11 protein-coding genes are annotated in these 15,082 nt (G+C 64.2%); 6 read left to right on the top strand and 5 right to left on the bottom strand.

Features of this window, described 5'->3' with window-relative positions:
• Nucleotides 1-9: 9 nt before the first annotated feature.
• Nucleotides 10-1,722, top strand: coding sequence for a 2-isopropylmalate synthase (gene leuA, locus AC2CF9_RS01980; RefSeq protein ID WP_150016099.1), 1,713 nt, complete (start codon nucleotides 10-12; stop codon nucleotides 1,720-1,722).
• Here leuA and AC2CF9_RS01975 read toward each other — a convergent pair.
• A complete protein-coding gene (locus AC2CF9_RS01975) occupies nucleotides 1,643-2,425 on the bottom strand; it encodes an AraC family transcriptional regulator (RefSeq protein ID WP_484556129.1) in 783 nt (260 codons plus the stop codon). The genes leuA and AC2CF9_RS01975 overlap by 80 nt on opposite strands.
• Nucleotides 2,418-3,290, bottom strand: coding sequence for an NAD(P)-dependent oxidoreductase (locus AC2CF9_RS01970; protein ID WP_484556128.1), 873 nt, complete (start codon nucleotides 3,288-3,290; stop codon nucleotides 2,418-2,420). Before AC2CF9_RS01970 ends, AC2CF9_RS01975 begins: the two co-directional genes overlap by 8 nt.
• A 205-nt stretch (nucleotides 3,291-3,495) precedes the next feature.
• Here AC2CF9_RS01970 and pqqU point away from each other — a divergent pair, with 205 nt between their 5' ends.
• A complete protein-coding gene (gene pqqU, locus AC2CF9_RS01965) occupies nucleotides 3,496-5,604 on the top strand; it encodes a TonB-dependent receptor PqqU (protein WP_484556127.1) in 2,109 nt (702 codons plus the stop codon).
• A 37-nt stretch (nucleotides 5,605-5,641) separates the two neighbouring features.
• On the opposite strand, the gene AC2CF9_RS01960 is transcribed toward pqqU, so the two are convergent.
• Nucleotides 5,642-6,199 carry an isochorismatase family protein gene (locus AC2CF9_RS01960; RefSeq protein ID WP_150016096.1) on the bottom strand — a complete coding sequence of 186 codons (558 nt, stop codon included), beginning with the start codon at nucleotides 6,197-6,199 and terminating at the stop codon, nucleotides 5,642-5,644.
• Nucleotides 6,180-6,761, bottom strand: a complete 582-nt coding sequence (locus tag AC2CF9_RS01955; RefSeq protein ID WP_150016095.1) for a helix-turn-helix domain-containing protein — start codon at nucleotides 6,759-6,761, stop codon at nucleotides 6,180-6,182. Before AC2CF9_RS01955 ends, AC2CF9_RS01960 begins: the two co-directional genes overlap by 20 nt.
• 95 nt (nucleotides 6,762-6,856) lie before the next feature.
• Between AC2CF9_RS01955 and AC2CF9_RS01950 the strand changes: the two genes are divergently transcribed.
• The 4 genes from AC2CF9_RS01950 to AC2CF9_RS01935 all read left to right on the top strand — a co-directional run bounded on the left by AC2CF9_RS01950 (nucleotide 6,857) and on the right by AC2CF9_RS01935 (nucleotide 14,810).
• Nucleotides 6,857-8,035 (top strand): benzoate/H(+) symporter BenE family transporter, encoded by a 1,179-nt coding sequence (locus tag AC2CF9_RS01950; protein WP_484556126.1) that lies wholly within the window; start codon nucleotides 6,857-6,859, stop codon nucleotides 8,033-8,035.
• A gap of 150 nt (nucleotides 8,036-8,185) precedes the next feature.
• A complete protein-coding gene (locus AC2CF9_RS01945; protein WP_150016093.1) occupies nucleotides 8,186-9,502 on the top strand; it encodes an SrfA family protein in 1,317 nt (438 codons plus the stop codon).
• Between the two features lie 2 nt (nucleotides 9,503-9,504).
• Nucleotides 9,505-12,447, top strand: coding sequence for a virulence factor SrfB (locus tag AC2CF9_RS01940; RefSeq protein ID WP_484556125.1), 2,943 nt, complete (start codon nucleotides 9,505-9,507; stop codon nucleotides 12,445-12,447).
• Nucleotides 12,444-14,810 (top strand): virulence factor SrfC family protein, encoded by a 2,367-nt coding sequence (locus AC2CF9_RS01935; RefSeq protein ID WP_484556124.1) that lies wholly within the window; start codon nucleotides 12,444-12,446, stop codon nucleotides 14,808-14,810. Before AC2CF9_RS01940 ends, AC2CF9_RS01935 begins: the two co-directional genes overlap by 4 nt.
• On the opposite strand, the gene AC2CF9_RS01930 is transcribed toward AC2CF9_RS01935, so the two are convergent.
• A complete protein-coding gene (locus tag AC2CF9_RS01930; protein WP_150016090.1) occupies nucleotides 14,811-15,080 on the bottom strand; it encodes a barstar family protein in 270 nt (89 codons plus the stop codon). It lies immediately after the preceding gene.
• Nucleotides 15,081-15,082: the final 2 nt, after the last annotated feature.

The raw sequence follows: 15,082 nt of genomic DNA, 5'->3' as shown, positions 1-15,082 counted from the left end.
GAGACGACGATGCTGACTCACCCTGCTGATAAATATTACCCGACCCCTGTGCTGCCGCTGGCCGATCGCCAGTGGCCGTCGCGCCAGCTCACTCACGCGCCGCGCTGGCTCTCAACGGATCTGCGCGACGGCAACCAGGCGCTGGCGGTGCCGATGGACAGCGCCCGCAAGCTGGCGTTCTGGCAGCTGCTGCTGCGCTGCGGCTTCAGCGAAATTGAGGTGGCCTTTCCTGCCGCATCGCAGACCGACTATGCGTTTGTGCGGGAGCTGATTGAGAAAGATCACATTCCGCCCCACGTCACTATTCAGGTGCTCACCCAGGCGCGCAGCGATCTGATCGATCGCACATTTGACGCGCTGACGGGGGTGCGGCAGGCGATTGTTCATCTTTACAACGCCACCGCCCCGCTGTTTCGCGAGCGTGTGTTTTGCCAGAGCAAAGCGGAGATTGTCGCCCTGGCGTGCAGCGCCGCCCGCCAGATCCGCGACCGCTGTGCCGCGCAGCCTGACACGGCGTGGACGTTTCAGTATTCACCGGAAACGTTCTGCTTTACCGAGCCGGACTTTGCGCTGGAGATCTGTGAAGCGGTGGCGGCGATCTGGCAGCCTGGCCCGCAGCGACCGATGATTATCAACCTGCCCGCCACGGTGGAGGTGAACACGCCTAACGTCTACGCCGATCAGATTGAATATTTCTGCCGCCACTTCAGCCAGCGTGCGGCGGTGACTATCAGCGTGCATCCGCACAACGATCGCGGTACCGGCACCGCCTGCGCCGAGCTGGCGCTGCTGGCGGGGGCCGATCGCGTTGAGGGCTGCCTGTTTGGCAACGGCGAGCGCACCGGCAACGTTGATCTGGTGACGCTGGCGCTGAATCTCTACACCCAGGGCGTGGCGCCGGGGCTGGATTTCAGCGATATGCAGCAGGTGATTGAGACGGTGACGGCCTGTAATCAGCTGCCGCTGCATCCGCGCCACCCTTATGCCGGTGAGCTGGTCTTTACCGCCTTTTCCGGCTCCCATCAGGACGCCATCCGTAAAGGCTTTGCCGAACGTGCAGCGCGGCAGGAAACCCGCTGGCAGATCCCCTATCTGCCGCTCGATCCGCGCGACATTGGCTGCAGCTATGAAGCGGTGATCCGGGTCAACAGCCAGTCGGGCAAAGGCGGCAGCGCCTGGCTGCTGGAGCAGAACCACGGACTGCAACTGCCGCGCGCGCTGCAGCAGGATTTCAGCCAGCGGGTGCAGCAGCAGACTGACACGAACGGCGGCGAGATGACGCATCATGCCCTCTGGCAGCTGTTTTGCCACCACTACGGCCTGACGCAGCCGGCGCGCCAGCTTGACACGGCGGAGAGCCAGAGTGACGAACGGGCAACGCGTATCCGCCTGCAGTTTACGACGGCATCGGGCGGGCGCATGCTGAATGGCAGCGGCAACGGCCTGCTTTCCGCCGCCGTCAGCGCGCTGCAGCAGCACTACGGGCGCGCAATCGCCATTGAGGATTACCACGAGCATACGCTGGGTAAACGCAGCGACAGTCGCTCGGTTGCCTATATCTGCTGCACTGACGCAAACGGCAAACGCGCCTGGGGTGTCGGCATCGACAGTGACGTGACGCGCGCTTCACTGCAGGCGCTGCTCAATGCGGCGGACGCCTTTCTGCCGGTGGAAAGTAGCCCGCCGGTGAAACGCCCAGCACGCGGCGAAACATCGCGCTGAACGCGCCCGGACTCTCGTAGCCGAGGTCCAGCGCCACCCGCAACACGCTCTCTCCCTGCGCCAGCCGCATCAGCGCCTGGCTCAGCCGGGCGCGCCGCAGCCAGTCGCCAAAGCGCAGTCCGGTTTCGCGGCTGAAATGGCGCGACAGCGTGCGCTCTGCCACGCAGAGTTCCGCCGCGGCCTGCGTCAGGGTCCACGGCTCTCCGGCCCTCTGCTGGATCCGGGTACAGAGCGCCAGCAGGCGCGGGCTTTGCGGCATCGGCAGATCAAACGGCAGCACATTCATTACCCTGATCTCATCGAGGATCAGCTCATAAATGCGTTCGCTGCGGCTGCCGGGAGAGTAGCCCTCCGGCAGCGACAGTGCGCTCACGATCAGTTCACGCAGCAGCGCGGAGATCTGCACCACCTGACAGCTGGCCGGCAGGTCAGCGCGCGCCAGCGGATCGATAAACAGCGTGCGGGCAGCGACCTGGCCGCCGGTCTGCAACGCGTGCTGCGTACCGGCTGGCAGCCAGACCCCACGGCTGGGCGGCACCATCCAGCTGCCGTGCGCTGTCTCAACCCGTATCACGCCGCTCAGGGTGTGGATCAGCTGCGCACAGGTGTGATGGTGCCACGGCTCGCGGGCGCCGTGCGCGTAATCGTGCGCAAAGGGTATCAGCGGGCGCCGGGAAAAATCGAAGCTTACCTGTTTACTCATCTCCGCGCTTCAGCCAGGCGTAGACGGAAGCCAGATCCTGTTCGCCGTAGCCCGCCTCCACCGCCTGCTGCCAGAGCTGCGCAATGTTCTCCAGCGCCGGCAGCCGGGTCTCTCCCGCCGCCTCCAGCGCCAGTTTTGCATCCTTCAGCGCCCAGGTAAGCTGCATCTGCGGGGTGTAGTCGTCGCTGGCAATCGCGCCGAGTTTGACCTTCGCGTAGGGAGCCGCCAGCGGACCGCCCTCCAGTACCCGCCAGAGATCGTCAGTGCTGAAACCAAACTGCTCCGCCAGCCGCGTGCTCTCGGCCAGGCTCTGCATCAGGCCAATCAGCCAGCTGTTCACCACCAGCTTCATGCGCGAGCTGGCGCCCGCCTCGCCCAGCCACTGCGTGCCTTTGCCGATCGCGGCAAACACCTGCTCTGCATCCTCAGCCCGCGTGCGGTCACCGCTGGCCAGCACCAGAATCTGGGCGTTTTCCGCCGGCGCTTTGGTGCCGGAGACCGGGGCATCAATAACGTTGATATCGGGACGCGCCGCGGCGATCTGGGCGATCAGCGCGTCGGTTGCCGCAACGCCGATGGTGCCCATCTGTACCAGAGTGGCATTCTGCTTCAGCACCGACGCGATGCGCGCCGCCACGTCGCGGGTGGTATCCCCGTCGGCCAGCATCGTAATCACCACATCCGCCTGCGCAGCGGCGGATTCCGCGCTGTCGCTCAGCTGCAGGCCCGCCGCCTCCAGATCTTCCCCTTTAGACCGGGTACGATTCCAGCCCTGCACGCGAAACCCTTTTTTCAGTAAGCTGGCGGCGAACGCATGGCCCATCGCTCCCAGACCCAGTACGGCTACAACCGGTTGCTGACGCATTTTCTCTCCTGATGATGTAAGCACTTCTCTTTACAGTGACAGAAAGCGTAGTACGCAGCCAGAGGTGCGTGGCGCGGCGATAACGTTTTCATCATACCGGCCACGATCCGCGCAGTTTTTTACGCTTTTCAATCAAATGACATAACCGGTAACATACCGCCCACTGAGCATTTCTGATTTCTCTCTTTTTCTGACGGTTTTGATTATGAATATTGCTTTACTGCGTCAGGCGCTGCTGCTGCCGGCGCTCCTGCCGCTGCCGCTGCTCGCCGCAGATAACCCGGAGCGTACGCTGGTGGTCAGCGCGGCACCCGCGGCCAGCGGCCTCTCTGAACTCGATACGCCCGCTGCGGTAAGCGTTGTCAGCGGCGAAGATATGCGCCGGGCCGCGCCGCGCGTCAATCTGTCGGAGAATCTCGCCGGCGTGCCTGGCCTGCAGATACTCAACCGGCAGAACTACGCCCAGGATCTGCAGCTCTCGGTGCGCGGCTTTGGCTCACGCTCAACGTTTGGCGTACGCGGCGTTCGTCTTTACGTCGACGGTATTCCCGCTACCATGCCGGACGGCCAGGGGCAGACATCGAATATCGATATCGGCTCGGTGGCGCACGTGGATGTGCTGCGCGGTCCCTTTTCGGCGCTCTATGGCAACGCATCAGGCGGCGTGATTAACGTTGAAACCGCCAGCGGTGAACAGCCTCCCGTGCTGGAAGCGGGCAGCTGGTACGGCAGCTTTGGCAGCTGGCGCAACAGCCTAAAGGCCAGCGGCGCAACGGGCGACGGCACGCAGCCGGGCGATGTCAGCTACACCCTTTCCGCTTCACGGTTTACCACCCACGGTTATCGCGACCACAGCGCCGCACAGAAAAACCTCGGTAACGCAAAGCTCGGCGTGCGCATTGATGAGGTGAGTACCCTGACGCTGCTCTTCAACAGCGTGCATCTGGAGGCGCAGGATCCGGGCGGCCTGACCGACGCCCAGTGGCGCGACAATCCGCGTCAGGTTGCCAGTAACGTCTCCCTCTATGACGCCCGTAAAAGCGTGGATCAGACGCAGGCGGGCGTGCGCTATCAGCGTGAGATGAGCGAGCATGACGACCTGAGCCTGATGCTCTGGGCCGGCGAGCGTGAAACCACGCAGTATCAGTCCATTCCGGTTGTGGCGCAGAACAGACCCGGTCATCCCGGCGGCGTGATTGCGCTGACGCGCCACTATCAGGGGATCGATACGCGCTGGACCCATCGCGACGCGCTGTTCAGCGTGCCGGTGACGCTGACCGGCGGTCTCGACTATGAGACCATGACGGAAAAGCGCAAGGGCTACCGCAACTTTACCCCGGACGGCGCCCTGGGCGTGCAGGGCGAGCGCCGCCGCGATGAGCGCAACCGGATCTGGAACCTCGATCCCTATTTACAGAGCGCCTGGCAGCTGACGGACGCGTGGTCGCTGGATGCGGGCGTGCGCTTCAGCACGGTGAACTTTACCTCGGACGATCGCTACGTTACCGCCAGCGATCCCGACGACAGCGGCAGCCGTCGCTATCACCGCTGGCTGCCGGCCGCCGCGCTGAATTACGCTATCGATTCAGGCTGGAACGCTTACCTCTCCGCCGGACGCGGCTTCGAGACCCCCACGCTGAATGAGCTCTCCTATCGTACCCGCGGCACCAGCGGCCTGAACCTGGATCTGCAGCCCGCCACCAGCGAGACGCTGGAACTCGGCACGAAAAAACGCCTCGGCAACGGCCTGCTCAGCGCGGCGCTGTTTCAGACCGATACCCGCAATGAGATTGTTTCAGCCGGCAGCTACGAAGGACGCGCAACCTTTAAAAACGCCGGTGAGACGCGCCGCCGCGGTCTGGAGCTGGCGTTCGACCAGCAGATTGGCTATGACTGGCAGCTGAAAGCGGTGTGGACGCTGCTGGACGCCCGTTACCGCAGTAACGCCTGCGGTGATGAGAGCTGTCGCGGCCATCGTATTCCGGGCATTGCGCGTAACATGGCCTATGCGGGCATAGCGTATGCGCCGGAACAGGGCTTTTACGCCGGGGCTGACATGCGCTATCTGAGCGATATTGCGGCCAATGATGAGAACAGCGTGCGGGCGCCCGCCTACACGCTGGCTGGTCTGAACAGCGGCTACAAGTGGCACATCAGCGACTGGACGCTGGATCTGTTTGGCCGCGTAGATAATCTGCTGGATCGCCACTATATCGGCTCGGTGATTGTGAATGAGAGCAACGGACGCTACTACGAACCGGCGCCGGGTCGTAATTACAGCGCCGGCCTTAACGTGAGCTACACCTTTAACTGACCAGCCGGTGCCTGAGCAGATCGGGCACCGTCAGCGCTTACTCCGCCAGCAGCGCCAGTACTTCTGCGGTGCTGCCGGTCTCACCCAGCCGCGGGAAAATGCGCGTGACGCTGTTTTCATGCGTGTGCGCATCAAGGCAGGTCATGGCGTCGGTGGCCAGCGTCACGTTATAGCCGAGCGCATACGCCTCGCGCGCGGTCGACTCTACGCCAATGCTGGTGGCAATGCCGCACACCACCACCTGCGTGACGCCGCGCTGCTGCAGCTGCGCGTGCAGATCGGTCTGATGAAATGCACCCCAGGTTTTTTTCGTAACGCAGATATCATCCGCTTCCGGCTGCATCTCCGGCACCAGATCTGCCCAGTCGGCAGGTAAATCAGCGTCGTGGCGCGGCATCTCATTGCGCCCCGGCGCGCCGCCCGCGACGTTAACCCGTACAACCGGCAGATGGCGCGCATGAAACGCGCCAGCCAGCTCACCGGCGCGCGCAATCACGTCGTCAGCGCTCAGCGGGGCGACCGGCAGACGGACAATGCCGTGCTGCAGGTCGATGATAATCAGGGCGGTGTGTGCATCAAGCGTGGTTAGTGCCATGGGGACTCCTCGTCAGTTCGTTAGCAGAGAGATAGTGTATCAGACTGTGGAAACGCAGCGGCGTGGCGAGCGGATTCGCGTAGCTGTGCGGTTTATCGGCGGCAAACTGATACGCCTCGCCCGCCCGCAGCCGCTGCGCGCCCTGCTCCAGGCCCAGCAGCAGCTCGCCCTCCAGCACTACTACCTGTTCAATGACCCCGGCCTCGTGGGCAGAGGAGCTGCTCTGCGCGCCGCCGGCGAGCGTCACCTCAAGCAGATCAACCCCTACCCGGCTATCAAACGGCAGCAGCGGGCGGACCTGCATCTGCGCGCTGGCCTCGCTGAATACCGTGGTGCTGGCGGAGTGCGGCGCGCCGCCGTGGATAAAGCGGGAGAAAGGCACGTTGAAACCGGTCACGATTTTCCACAGCGTAGCTACCGTGGGGCTCGATTCGCCGCGCTCAATCTGTCCCAGCATCGCTTTACTGACGCCGGTACGGGCGGCTGCCAGCGTCAGGCTCCAGCCCCGCTCCTGACGCAGCTGCTTCAGCGTCTGGCCTAACTCGTGTTGCAGATTATCCATATCGTCTCCTGAAAGCGTCCCCCCCAGTGTATCACTTGTCGCGGCGGGGCACGCGTGCCACAATGTGCGTTATAACGCACAACAGGACGTTTTCTATGCATCTGGCTGACACCCGCTCTCTCCCGTTTATTCCGCTGCTGGTGGCCGGTTTTGTCGCCGTGCTGGTCGGCTACAGCAGCAGCGCCGCCATTATCTGGCAGGCGGCGCAGGCGGCGGGAGCTACACCGGCGCAGACCGCCGGCTGGTTTACCATGCTGGGGCTGGCGATGGGGGTGGCCACGCTGGCGCTCTCGCTGCGCACCCGCCTGCCGGTGATTGCGGCCTGGTCAACGCCGGGCGCGGCGCTGCTGGCGACCAGCGTGGAGGGGCTGAACCTGAATGAGGTCATCGGGGTGTTTGTGGCGGTTAACCTGCTGATCCTGCTGAGCGGCGTGACCGGGATATTTGCCCGGCTGATGCGCTTTATTCCGCCCTCGCTCGCGGCGGCGATGCTGGCGGGTATTTTACTGCGCTACGGCATCGGCACCTTTACCGGCCTGGAAAGCAACGCCGCGCTGTGCGGCACCATGTGCCTGGTCTGGCTGCTCTGTCGCCGCTGGCTGCCGCGCTACGCCATTATTCTGGCGCTGATCGCCGGAGCGGGCGTCACGCTGCTTCAGCAAAGCGTGATCCTGCCGCCGGACTCCTTCAGCTTTGCCCTGCCGGCATTTGTGATGCCGCACTTTACGCTCGCCGCCCTGACCGGCGTCGCGCTGCCCTGCTTTCTTATCACCATGGCTTCACAGAATGCGCCCGGTATCGCCACGCTGCAGGCGCATGGCTATCAGCCGCCGGTCTCCATGCTGACCAGCTGGACCGGGGCCATCGCGCTGCTCTGCTCGCCGTTTGGCGGCTTTTCGGTCTGCGTGGGGGCGATCTCAGCCGCTATCTGTATGGGCGATGAGGTCGACCCCGATCCGGCGCGCCGCTGGATCGCCGCCGTCTGCGCCGGGGGGTTCTATCTGCTGGCCGGGCTGTGCGGCGCGCTGATTGCGGCGCTGCTCGGCGCGCTGCCCGCCGTGCTGATTGCGACGCTGGCGGGACTGGCGCTGCTGAATACCCTCGCCGGCAGTTTGCAGCGCGCGCTGCAGGAGCCGGACCAGCGCGACAGCGCCATTATTACCGTAATGATCACCGCCAGCGGCATCTCTCTGGCCGGCATCGGCTCCGCCTTCTGGGGGATGGCGGGCGGCGTGCTGGTCCACCTGCTGCTGACCGCCCGTCGCCGCGGTTAATCCGTAACCACTTCATACCGGAGCCGGGGAAAAACAGCCTGTTTACCCCCTCTTTTCGCGCCTTTGATTTTCCGTATTTGGCTTAAGATCACTTTTACGCCATCAATACACGATGTTTTGCACGTGACCTCCATCGATAAGGGCCAACGAGTGGCAAAAACTTTTCTGCGCAGCGGCAAGCTGGATTCGGTACTGGCTCTGGGTGAGAGCGGCCAGCCGGTATGGATCTCCGCGCTGCAAATTCGCGAAACGCTGCGGCTGCGTCATCAGGATGCGCTCGCCGGCTGTCTCGCTATTCCGCAAGCCAGCGACAGCGGCGATCGCCTTGACTGGTATGCCCCGCACGCGGGTAAGGTCAAATCCTGGCTCGCCGCCAGCGACAGCGAGCGGCGCCGGGCGCTGGAGCTGCTGACGCAGTACCAGCAGGCGCTGCAGGCGCTGAGCGAACGCGCGCGCGCGGCGGACAAGCCGGCGCTGCGTCTGTTTGGTGCGCTGCTGAGCAAAAGCTTTCAGTTTCCCGATCAGCAATATGTCTATCTGGTTGACGCTAAACCGGTGATCACCTTCTGGGGATTTGTGGATCCGCTGGCGCGCACGCGCGATGACGCCCTTGCCTGCCTGCGCGATACGCTGGAGCTGACGCTGCCGGCGCTGGTGGCAGAGCCTGAGCCCCCGGTCATACCGGAGCCGGTGCGTGCTGAACCGGTGGCTGAGCCCGAGCCCGAACCTGAAGCCGCTGCGGTGTCTGAGCCGGAACCGCCTGAGGCACCGCCGGCAGCAGAACCGGCAGCGCCCGCTCCGGTTCGTCGCCCCTCCCGCCTGCGCCCGCTCGCCCTGCTGCTGCCGGCGGCGGCAGTTGCCGCGGGCGTCACGCTGTGGATGCAGCACAGCGAAACGCCCGCGCCCGCAGCTGACCTGACGGCAGCCGTGGCCCCCGCCCCGGTCAGCGCGCCGGTTCTGCCGGGCGTGCTGGTCAAAGCCGCGACGCTCTCCGCGACGCTGCCGCAGCGTATGGCCGCGGCTCCCGCGGCACCGGCGGAGGCCGCACCGCCAGAAATTGTGGCGGAACATACCGAGGCAGCAAAGGCGGATGATCTGATCATGACCACGGATGACGCCCGCCTCGGCTCGGTGAAATTTATCGACGGCACCTGGCGCGTGACGCTGCGGCAGACCAACCTGCCTACCGGCAAACCACCCAGCCTGCGTTATAAGATCCGCAATGGCAAAGGCACCGCCTGGATCAGTCAGGGCGACAATATTCGCTGTAAAGCGGATATCACCGCCGCGATGACCAGCGCCGGAACCATGGTGGTGCGCAGCCGCTATACCGCCAGCTGCAGCGACAAGTCGCGCTATCGTATGCCGGAGCTGATCTGCAAAGCGGGCGACGGTATTGCCAGCTGTAACGCACAGTATGGGGCCGAGCAGGCCTTCCCGTTGACGATTAAGCGTGAGAGTAAGTAACCATGTTGGCTCCTCTGATTGATGACAAACAGAAAATCACGCTGATTGAAGCGAGCGGCGTGCAGTTTCTCGATTTTGGCCTGCGCCTGCCCTCTGCCCAGGCGCGCCGCCAGTTTGTGCGCCAGACCGCCAACGGCCCGCTGCTGCGCCTGCACGTCGATGGCAATAACGGTAAATTCCTGCTCTACCCGGAGGAGGGAGGCGCGGCCGAAGTGGTACGCCCGGAGTCGGATGTCGCCCTGACCGACTCCCTCGCCCTGCTGGCTAATCAGTGGCTGCCGCTGCCGGTGCTGCGCTGCACCAGCGGTCGCCGCTTTATCGGCGGTCCCGATAACTGGGCGCGCGCCCGCCTTGCGCCGCTCAGCGAACCGGATGCAGCGGGCCATACGCACCGCATTACCCTCGCCTTTGACACCCGGCTGGTGCCGGAAGCAGAAGGCGGTGAAGAGCTCGGTCTGAGCGCGGCCGACGCGCAGAACGGTGTGAGTTTTGCGCTGGCGTGGCACAACTATGAGCTGGGCGAGTTTCTCGACCTGACCTGGGTCGACGGCTGGCTGCGTGAGACCTTTGTGCAGCGGGCGGTTGCGCTGGAATCGCGCGGGGAGCTGGCGCTGACGCAGGCGCTGCGCGAGTTTGAGTATCAGGCGCACTATCTCAATCTGCTGGAGCTGCTGGGCGAACAGCTCGACCTGGCGGAGATCGCTATTCAGGCGGCGTCGCTGCAAACTCCGGCGGTCAGTGTGGATCTCATTCTCGACGTGGGCAACTCGCATACCTGCGGCATTCTGGTGGAAGATCACCCGGAAGAGAGCAACGGCCTGCGTCAGACGTATGAGATGCAGCTGCGCGATTTATCACAGCCGCACCGCGTCTATAACGAACTGTTCGACAGCCGGCTGGAGTTCGCAGAGGCGAGCTTTGGCAAAGCGAGTTTCTCGCTGCAGAGCGGGCGCGATAACGCATTTATGTGGCCCTCGCTGACCCGCGTAGGGCGCGAAGCGAGCCGTCTGGCGCTGCAGCGCGCCGGCACAGAAGGCAGCACCGGTATCTCCAGCCCGCGGCGTTATCTGTGGGATGAGGCGCGCTATCAGCCAGGCTGGCGCTTTAACGCTGGCGGTCAGAGCGAAGAGGCGCAGGCTATTGCGCTGCCCTTTACGCTGATGATCAATGATGAGGGAGAACCGCTGCGGGCGCTGGCTGAAGAAGATCGCCTGCCGGTGTTTTCCGCCAGCTACAGCCGCAGCGCGCTGATGACCTTTATGCTTTGCGAGCTGCTGGCGCAGGCGATGATGCAGATGAACAGCGTGGCACAGCGCCAGCGCATGCCGCAGAGCCAGGCGCCGCGCCAGCTGCGGCATGTGATCCTGACGCTGCCCTCCGCGATGCCCAAGCCGGAGCGGGAGATATTTCGCCGCCGCATGCAGGAAGCGCTCGCCCTGGTGTGGCAGGCTGAGGGATGGGACGCCGCATCCGCGCAGCGCCCGCTGCCGGATGTGCAGATGGAGTGGGACGAAGCCACCTGCGGCCAGATGGTGTGGCTGTTTAATGAAACGCAGGTGAACTTTGCCGGACGGGCGGAAGATTTTTTCAGCAGTATGGCGCGTCCCGATCGTCCGCGTGAGAGTGACGAGCTGCCGGGCAAAAACCTGCGCATCGCCTCAATCGATATCGGCGGTGGCACCACCGACCTCGCGATCACCCAGTACCGGCTGGATGATGGTCAGGGCAATAATGTGAAAATTACGCCGCGCCTGCTGTTTCGCGAAGGCTTTAAGGTTGCCGGCGATGATATTCTGCTGGATGTGATCCAGCTCTGGATCCTGCCGGCGCTGCAGCAGAGTCTGCAAAAAGCGGGCGTCACCCTGCCCGAGCCGCTGATGCAGAAGCTGTTTGGCCACGACAGCCGGATGGATGGTCAGGCGACGCTGCGTCAGCAGGTCACCCTGCAGCTGTTTATCCCGCTGGCGCAGGCGGTGCTGGAGCGGTATGAGAACTGGGATCCGCTCGACAGCCACAGCGAAATTAACGCCCCGTTTGGCGAACTGGTGCCGCAGCAGCCGGCAGACGCGGTGCTGGCGTTTGTGAATGGCGAAATTCAGCGCACGCTGGGCAGCGAGAGCCGGTTTGATCTGCTGCAGGTGCCGCTGGTTGTCAGTATGGCGCAGCTGCACGGCGAATTTCTGCAGCACCGTATGGCTATTATCCCGGCGCTGCGCGCCATGTGCGAAGTGGTGTCGCTCTATCAGTGTGATGTTCTGCTGCTGACCGGCCGGCCGTCGCGCTTTCCCGGCATCCAGGCGCTGGTGCGTCATCTGCAGCCGCTGCCAGGCAGCCGTATCCTCTCGCTGGAGGGGTATCACACCAGCGACTGGTATCCGTTTAATAAACAGGGACGCATCGATAACCCGAAATCAACCGCGGCGGTGGGCGCGATGCTCTGCCTGCTGGCGCTCGATCTGCGTCTCAGCAGCTTCTGGTTCCGCGCCGGTGATTTTGAACCCTATTCCACCATTCGCTATCTTGGCGTTCTGGATGAAAATGCCACGCTCAGCGATGATAATCTCTGCTACAGCGAAATCGATCTCGACAGCAGCAGTTTTGCCCTGGATCGCAAAAGCAGCTTTCGCATTCGCGGCAACGTCTGCCTCGGTTTTCGTCAGCTGGAGAACGACCGCTGGCCGGCGTCGCCGCTCTACAGCCTGAGCATCACCGACCCGCAGCTGGCGCGTAAAGTTGCGGGTGAAAGCGTGCTGCGTATTAAGCTGGCAGCAGAGCCGGGACCGGATAATAACGGGCCGGAGCGGCTGATCCTCAGCGACGCGCGGCTGGATGATGGCACGCGGGTGCCGCTGGAGCAGCTGAGTCTGAAGCTCAACACCCTTTCCGGCAGCGGCAATGCTAACGCGCAATACTGGATTGACAGCGGGAGCGTCTGTAAACGATGAGAACGACCAGAAAAACCACCGCCACCCCGGCTAAGCGACTGAGCCTGCTGCGGGAAACGCTGGACAGCGCGCTCGGCTGGATCGATGCCCAGCAGCCGCACTCGCCGCGCCTGGCGCTGGAAGCGGATACGCTGCGCCTGCAGCTGCGCCGCGCGCGCGCTGAGAGCCAGGCGCTGGCGCTGCAGCTGGCGCGCCCGGTTACGCTGGCGCTGTTTGGGCAGTCGCAGGCGGGTAAAGCCTGGCTGCTGAGTGAAATGGTGGGCGACGCGCAGGGTCAGCTGATGACCCGGCTCAGTGACAAAGTGCTCAACTACTTTCAGCATATCAATCCCGGTAATCTCGATTTCGCTGCGGCCACGCGCTTCAGTCATCAGCGTGAAGCGGCCTCCGGCGCCTGGCCGGTTGAGCTGACGCTGCTTAATGAAGCGGAGCTGATCCGCCTGCTGCTCGCCAGCGCCCGCATTGAGCGTGACGGCGCGGATATCCGCACCATTGAGACCACGCTGCAGCGCCTGCAGCGTCACCGGCTGAACGAGCCGCAGCCTGGCGCAGAGAGCGACGCGCTCATCACCCTGTGGGGATGGAGCCGCCGTCATCGTCGTCACGCTGAAGCGCTGGATCGCCATTTCTGGCCCCAGGCCGCCGAGCTGGCGCCCTGGCTGAGCGTCGATGATCGCGTACAGCTTTATGCCCTGCTCTGGCCCGGCCAGCCCGCCCTGAGCGAGACGCTGCGTCCGCTGCTGCACCTGCTTCAGCAGCTGCGCCACGCGCCGCGCGTGCTGGCCCCGCTCTCGCTGCTGGTGGATGATGCGCAGCTGCCGGCTGAAAAGCTGATTGGTCACGACGCCGATCTGCAGGAGATGATTGAGGTCTGTCCGGTGGTAGCCAGCCGCAGCGGTAAGCCACAGCGGGTCGCGCTCGGCGAGCTGGCGCTGCTGACGCTGGAGCTGACCATACCGCTCAGCTCCACGCCGCGTCAGGCGCTCTATGATGAGGCGGACATGCTGGATCTGCCTGCACCCGGCACGCTTCCCGATCGCCAGCTGCAGGAGGAGCAGGCACAATTGCGTCTGCGCGATCCGCTGCGTGCGCAGCTGCTGGAGCAGAAGCGCGCCCTGCTGCCCGGTTTTTACGCCACGCGCCAGGGTATTGACCTGATGCTGATCTGCACCGCCGCCAGCCAGCGGCACGACGCCGATCCCGCCGCCAGCGCGCTGCGCGAATGGCAGATGCAGCAGAACGCAAGCAGCGGCAGCGAAAAACCGCGTCTGATCTGGGCGATAACCCCTTACGATGCGCGCTATCAGGCGCAGCAGATCAATGTCGATGAGGCGGTACAGCGTCAGATCGGCCAGCCGGGTCAGAGCTGGGGCTCAATGCTGGCGCAGGATCGCGCTGGCGTCGATCGCATGAGCAGCTGGCTGCAGGAGGAGATGCAGCCCGAGGCGCGTCGCGACCGTCTGGCGCTGCTGACGGGCGCGCTGCAGCAGAAAGTGGCGGCCCGGCTGCAGCCGTGGACAGAAGCGAGCGCCTCACCCGAGCAGGCGCTGCGTAAGCAGACCATCGCCGATACGCTGCTGAAATGTCTGCAGCACCGCACCGGCCTGCACGGTGAGCTGCTGGAGCGGCTGCAGCCGTCGCGTGATGCCGTGCGCCAGCTCTGGCTGAGTCAGAGCAGCGGCGCGGTAACGGCGGCGCACAGCGGCAAGCCCGCTGCGGAGCAAAGCTATTTTGGTATCGGCTTTGAATTCGATCTGTTCAGCGACGCGCCCGCTCCCGCCGGCGAGCCGCAGCATACGAGCGTCCGCAGCGATCAGCAGTTTCCGCAGCAGGTTCTGACGCTGTGGCTGGCGCATCTGCGCCAGCTGCCTGAGAACCGCAGCCTGCTGGCGCTGCTGAACGTCGACAAGTCCACCATGGAGCTGCTGACTGAGGAGCTGATTGCGGCCAGTTTTCGTCTTAAGCTGCTGGCAAGGCTGCAGAGCGCGCTGAATGAGCCGGACAGCAGCACGCATGAAGCACGCACCGATCGTCAGGTTTCGCGCGCCATGACGGTGCTGGGTGATTTTGTCGCCTGGCTCGGTTTTTTACAGCGCCCGGAGAGCGAGCGGCCTGAAAGCCGCGTAAACCGGGGGCAGACGATTTTTTCCCGTCCGCCCGCGCCGAGCGTCAGCTTCTCGTCAGGCCAGCGCCTGACGCGGCTGACGGCTGCGCCCGCTAATCATACGGCGTTCTATATCTATGACTGGCTGGTCGGACTCAACCAGCTGATTGTGGAGAATAATGGCTATACGGGCGGTAGCGATCTGCCCGCCGGCGCGCGGCAGACGCTGTCGGTGCTGCTGCTGCCGCTGCACGCCTGATCAGCGCCAGACCAGGCGCAGCTCGCCCTCCAGCAGCTGCGCCGCCTCCTCAAGCAGCGCCAGAACCGGCGCAAACTCCGCCTGCTGCGCAGCCTGCTCTGCATGTATCAGGCAGAGCGTTGCCGGCAGCGCCATGCCGCCGGTCAGCCAGTCCCACAGCGCGTCCAGATTTTCGCCCGCAGCAGCAGGCGCACCGCTCTGCGCATTGAGCGCCTGATAAAACGCCGCGCGATCGCGCAGCGTGGCGAAGTCGATATGTATAGTCAGCACGC

It is taken from the genome of Pantoea sp. SYBGC1, assembly GCF_057197005.1.
This window is presented reverse-complemented; position numbering and strand designations above follow the sequence as displayed.

Excerpts from the sequence above, each read along its gene's own strand:
- pqqU (WP_484556127.1), top strand. The coding sequence starts at position 3,496 with ATGAATATTGCTTTACTGCGTCAGGCGCTGCTGCTGCCGGCGCTCCTG.
- AC2CF9_RS01955 (WP_150016095.1), bottom strand. The coding sequence starts at position 6,761 with ATGGATAATCTGCAACACGAGTTAGGCCAGACGCTGAAGCAGCTGCGT.
- AC2CF9_RS01950 (WP_484556126.1), top strand. The coding sequence starts at position 6,857 with ATGCATCTGGCTGACACCCGCTCTCTCCCGTTTATTCCGCTGCTGGTG.
- AC2CF9_RS01960 (WP_150016096.1), bottom strand. The coding sequence starts at position 6,199 with ATGGCACTAACCACGCTTGATGCACACACCGCCCTGATTATCATCGAC.
- AC2CF9_RS01975 (WP_484556129.1), bottom strand. The coding sequence starts at position 2,425 with ATGAGTAAACAGGTAAGCTTCGATTTTTCCCGGCGCCCGCTGATACCC.
- leuA (WP_150016099.1), top strand. The coding sequence starts at position 10 with ATGCTGACTCACCCTGCTGATAAATATTACCCGACCCCTGTGCTGCCG.
- AC2CF9_RS01970 (WP_484556128.1), bottom strand. The coding sequence starts at position 3,290 with ATGCGTCAGCAACCGGTTGTAGCCGTACTGGGTCTGGGAGCGATGGGC.
- AC2CF9_RS01935 (WP_484556124.1), top strand. The coding sequence starts at position 12,444 with ATGAGAACGACCAGAAAAACCACCGCCACCCCGGCTAAGCGACTGAGC.
- AC2CF9_RS01940 (WP_484556125.1), top strand. The coding sequence starts at position 9,505 with ATGTTGGCTCCTCTGATTGATGACAAACAGAAAATCACGCTGATTGAA.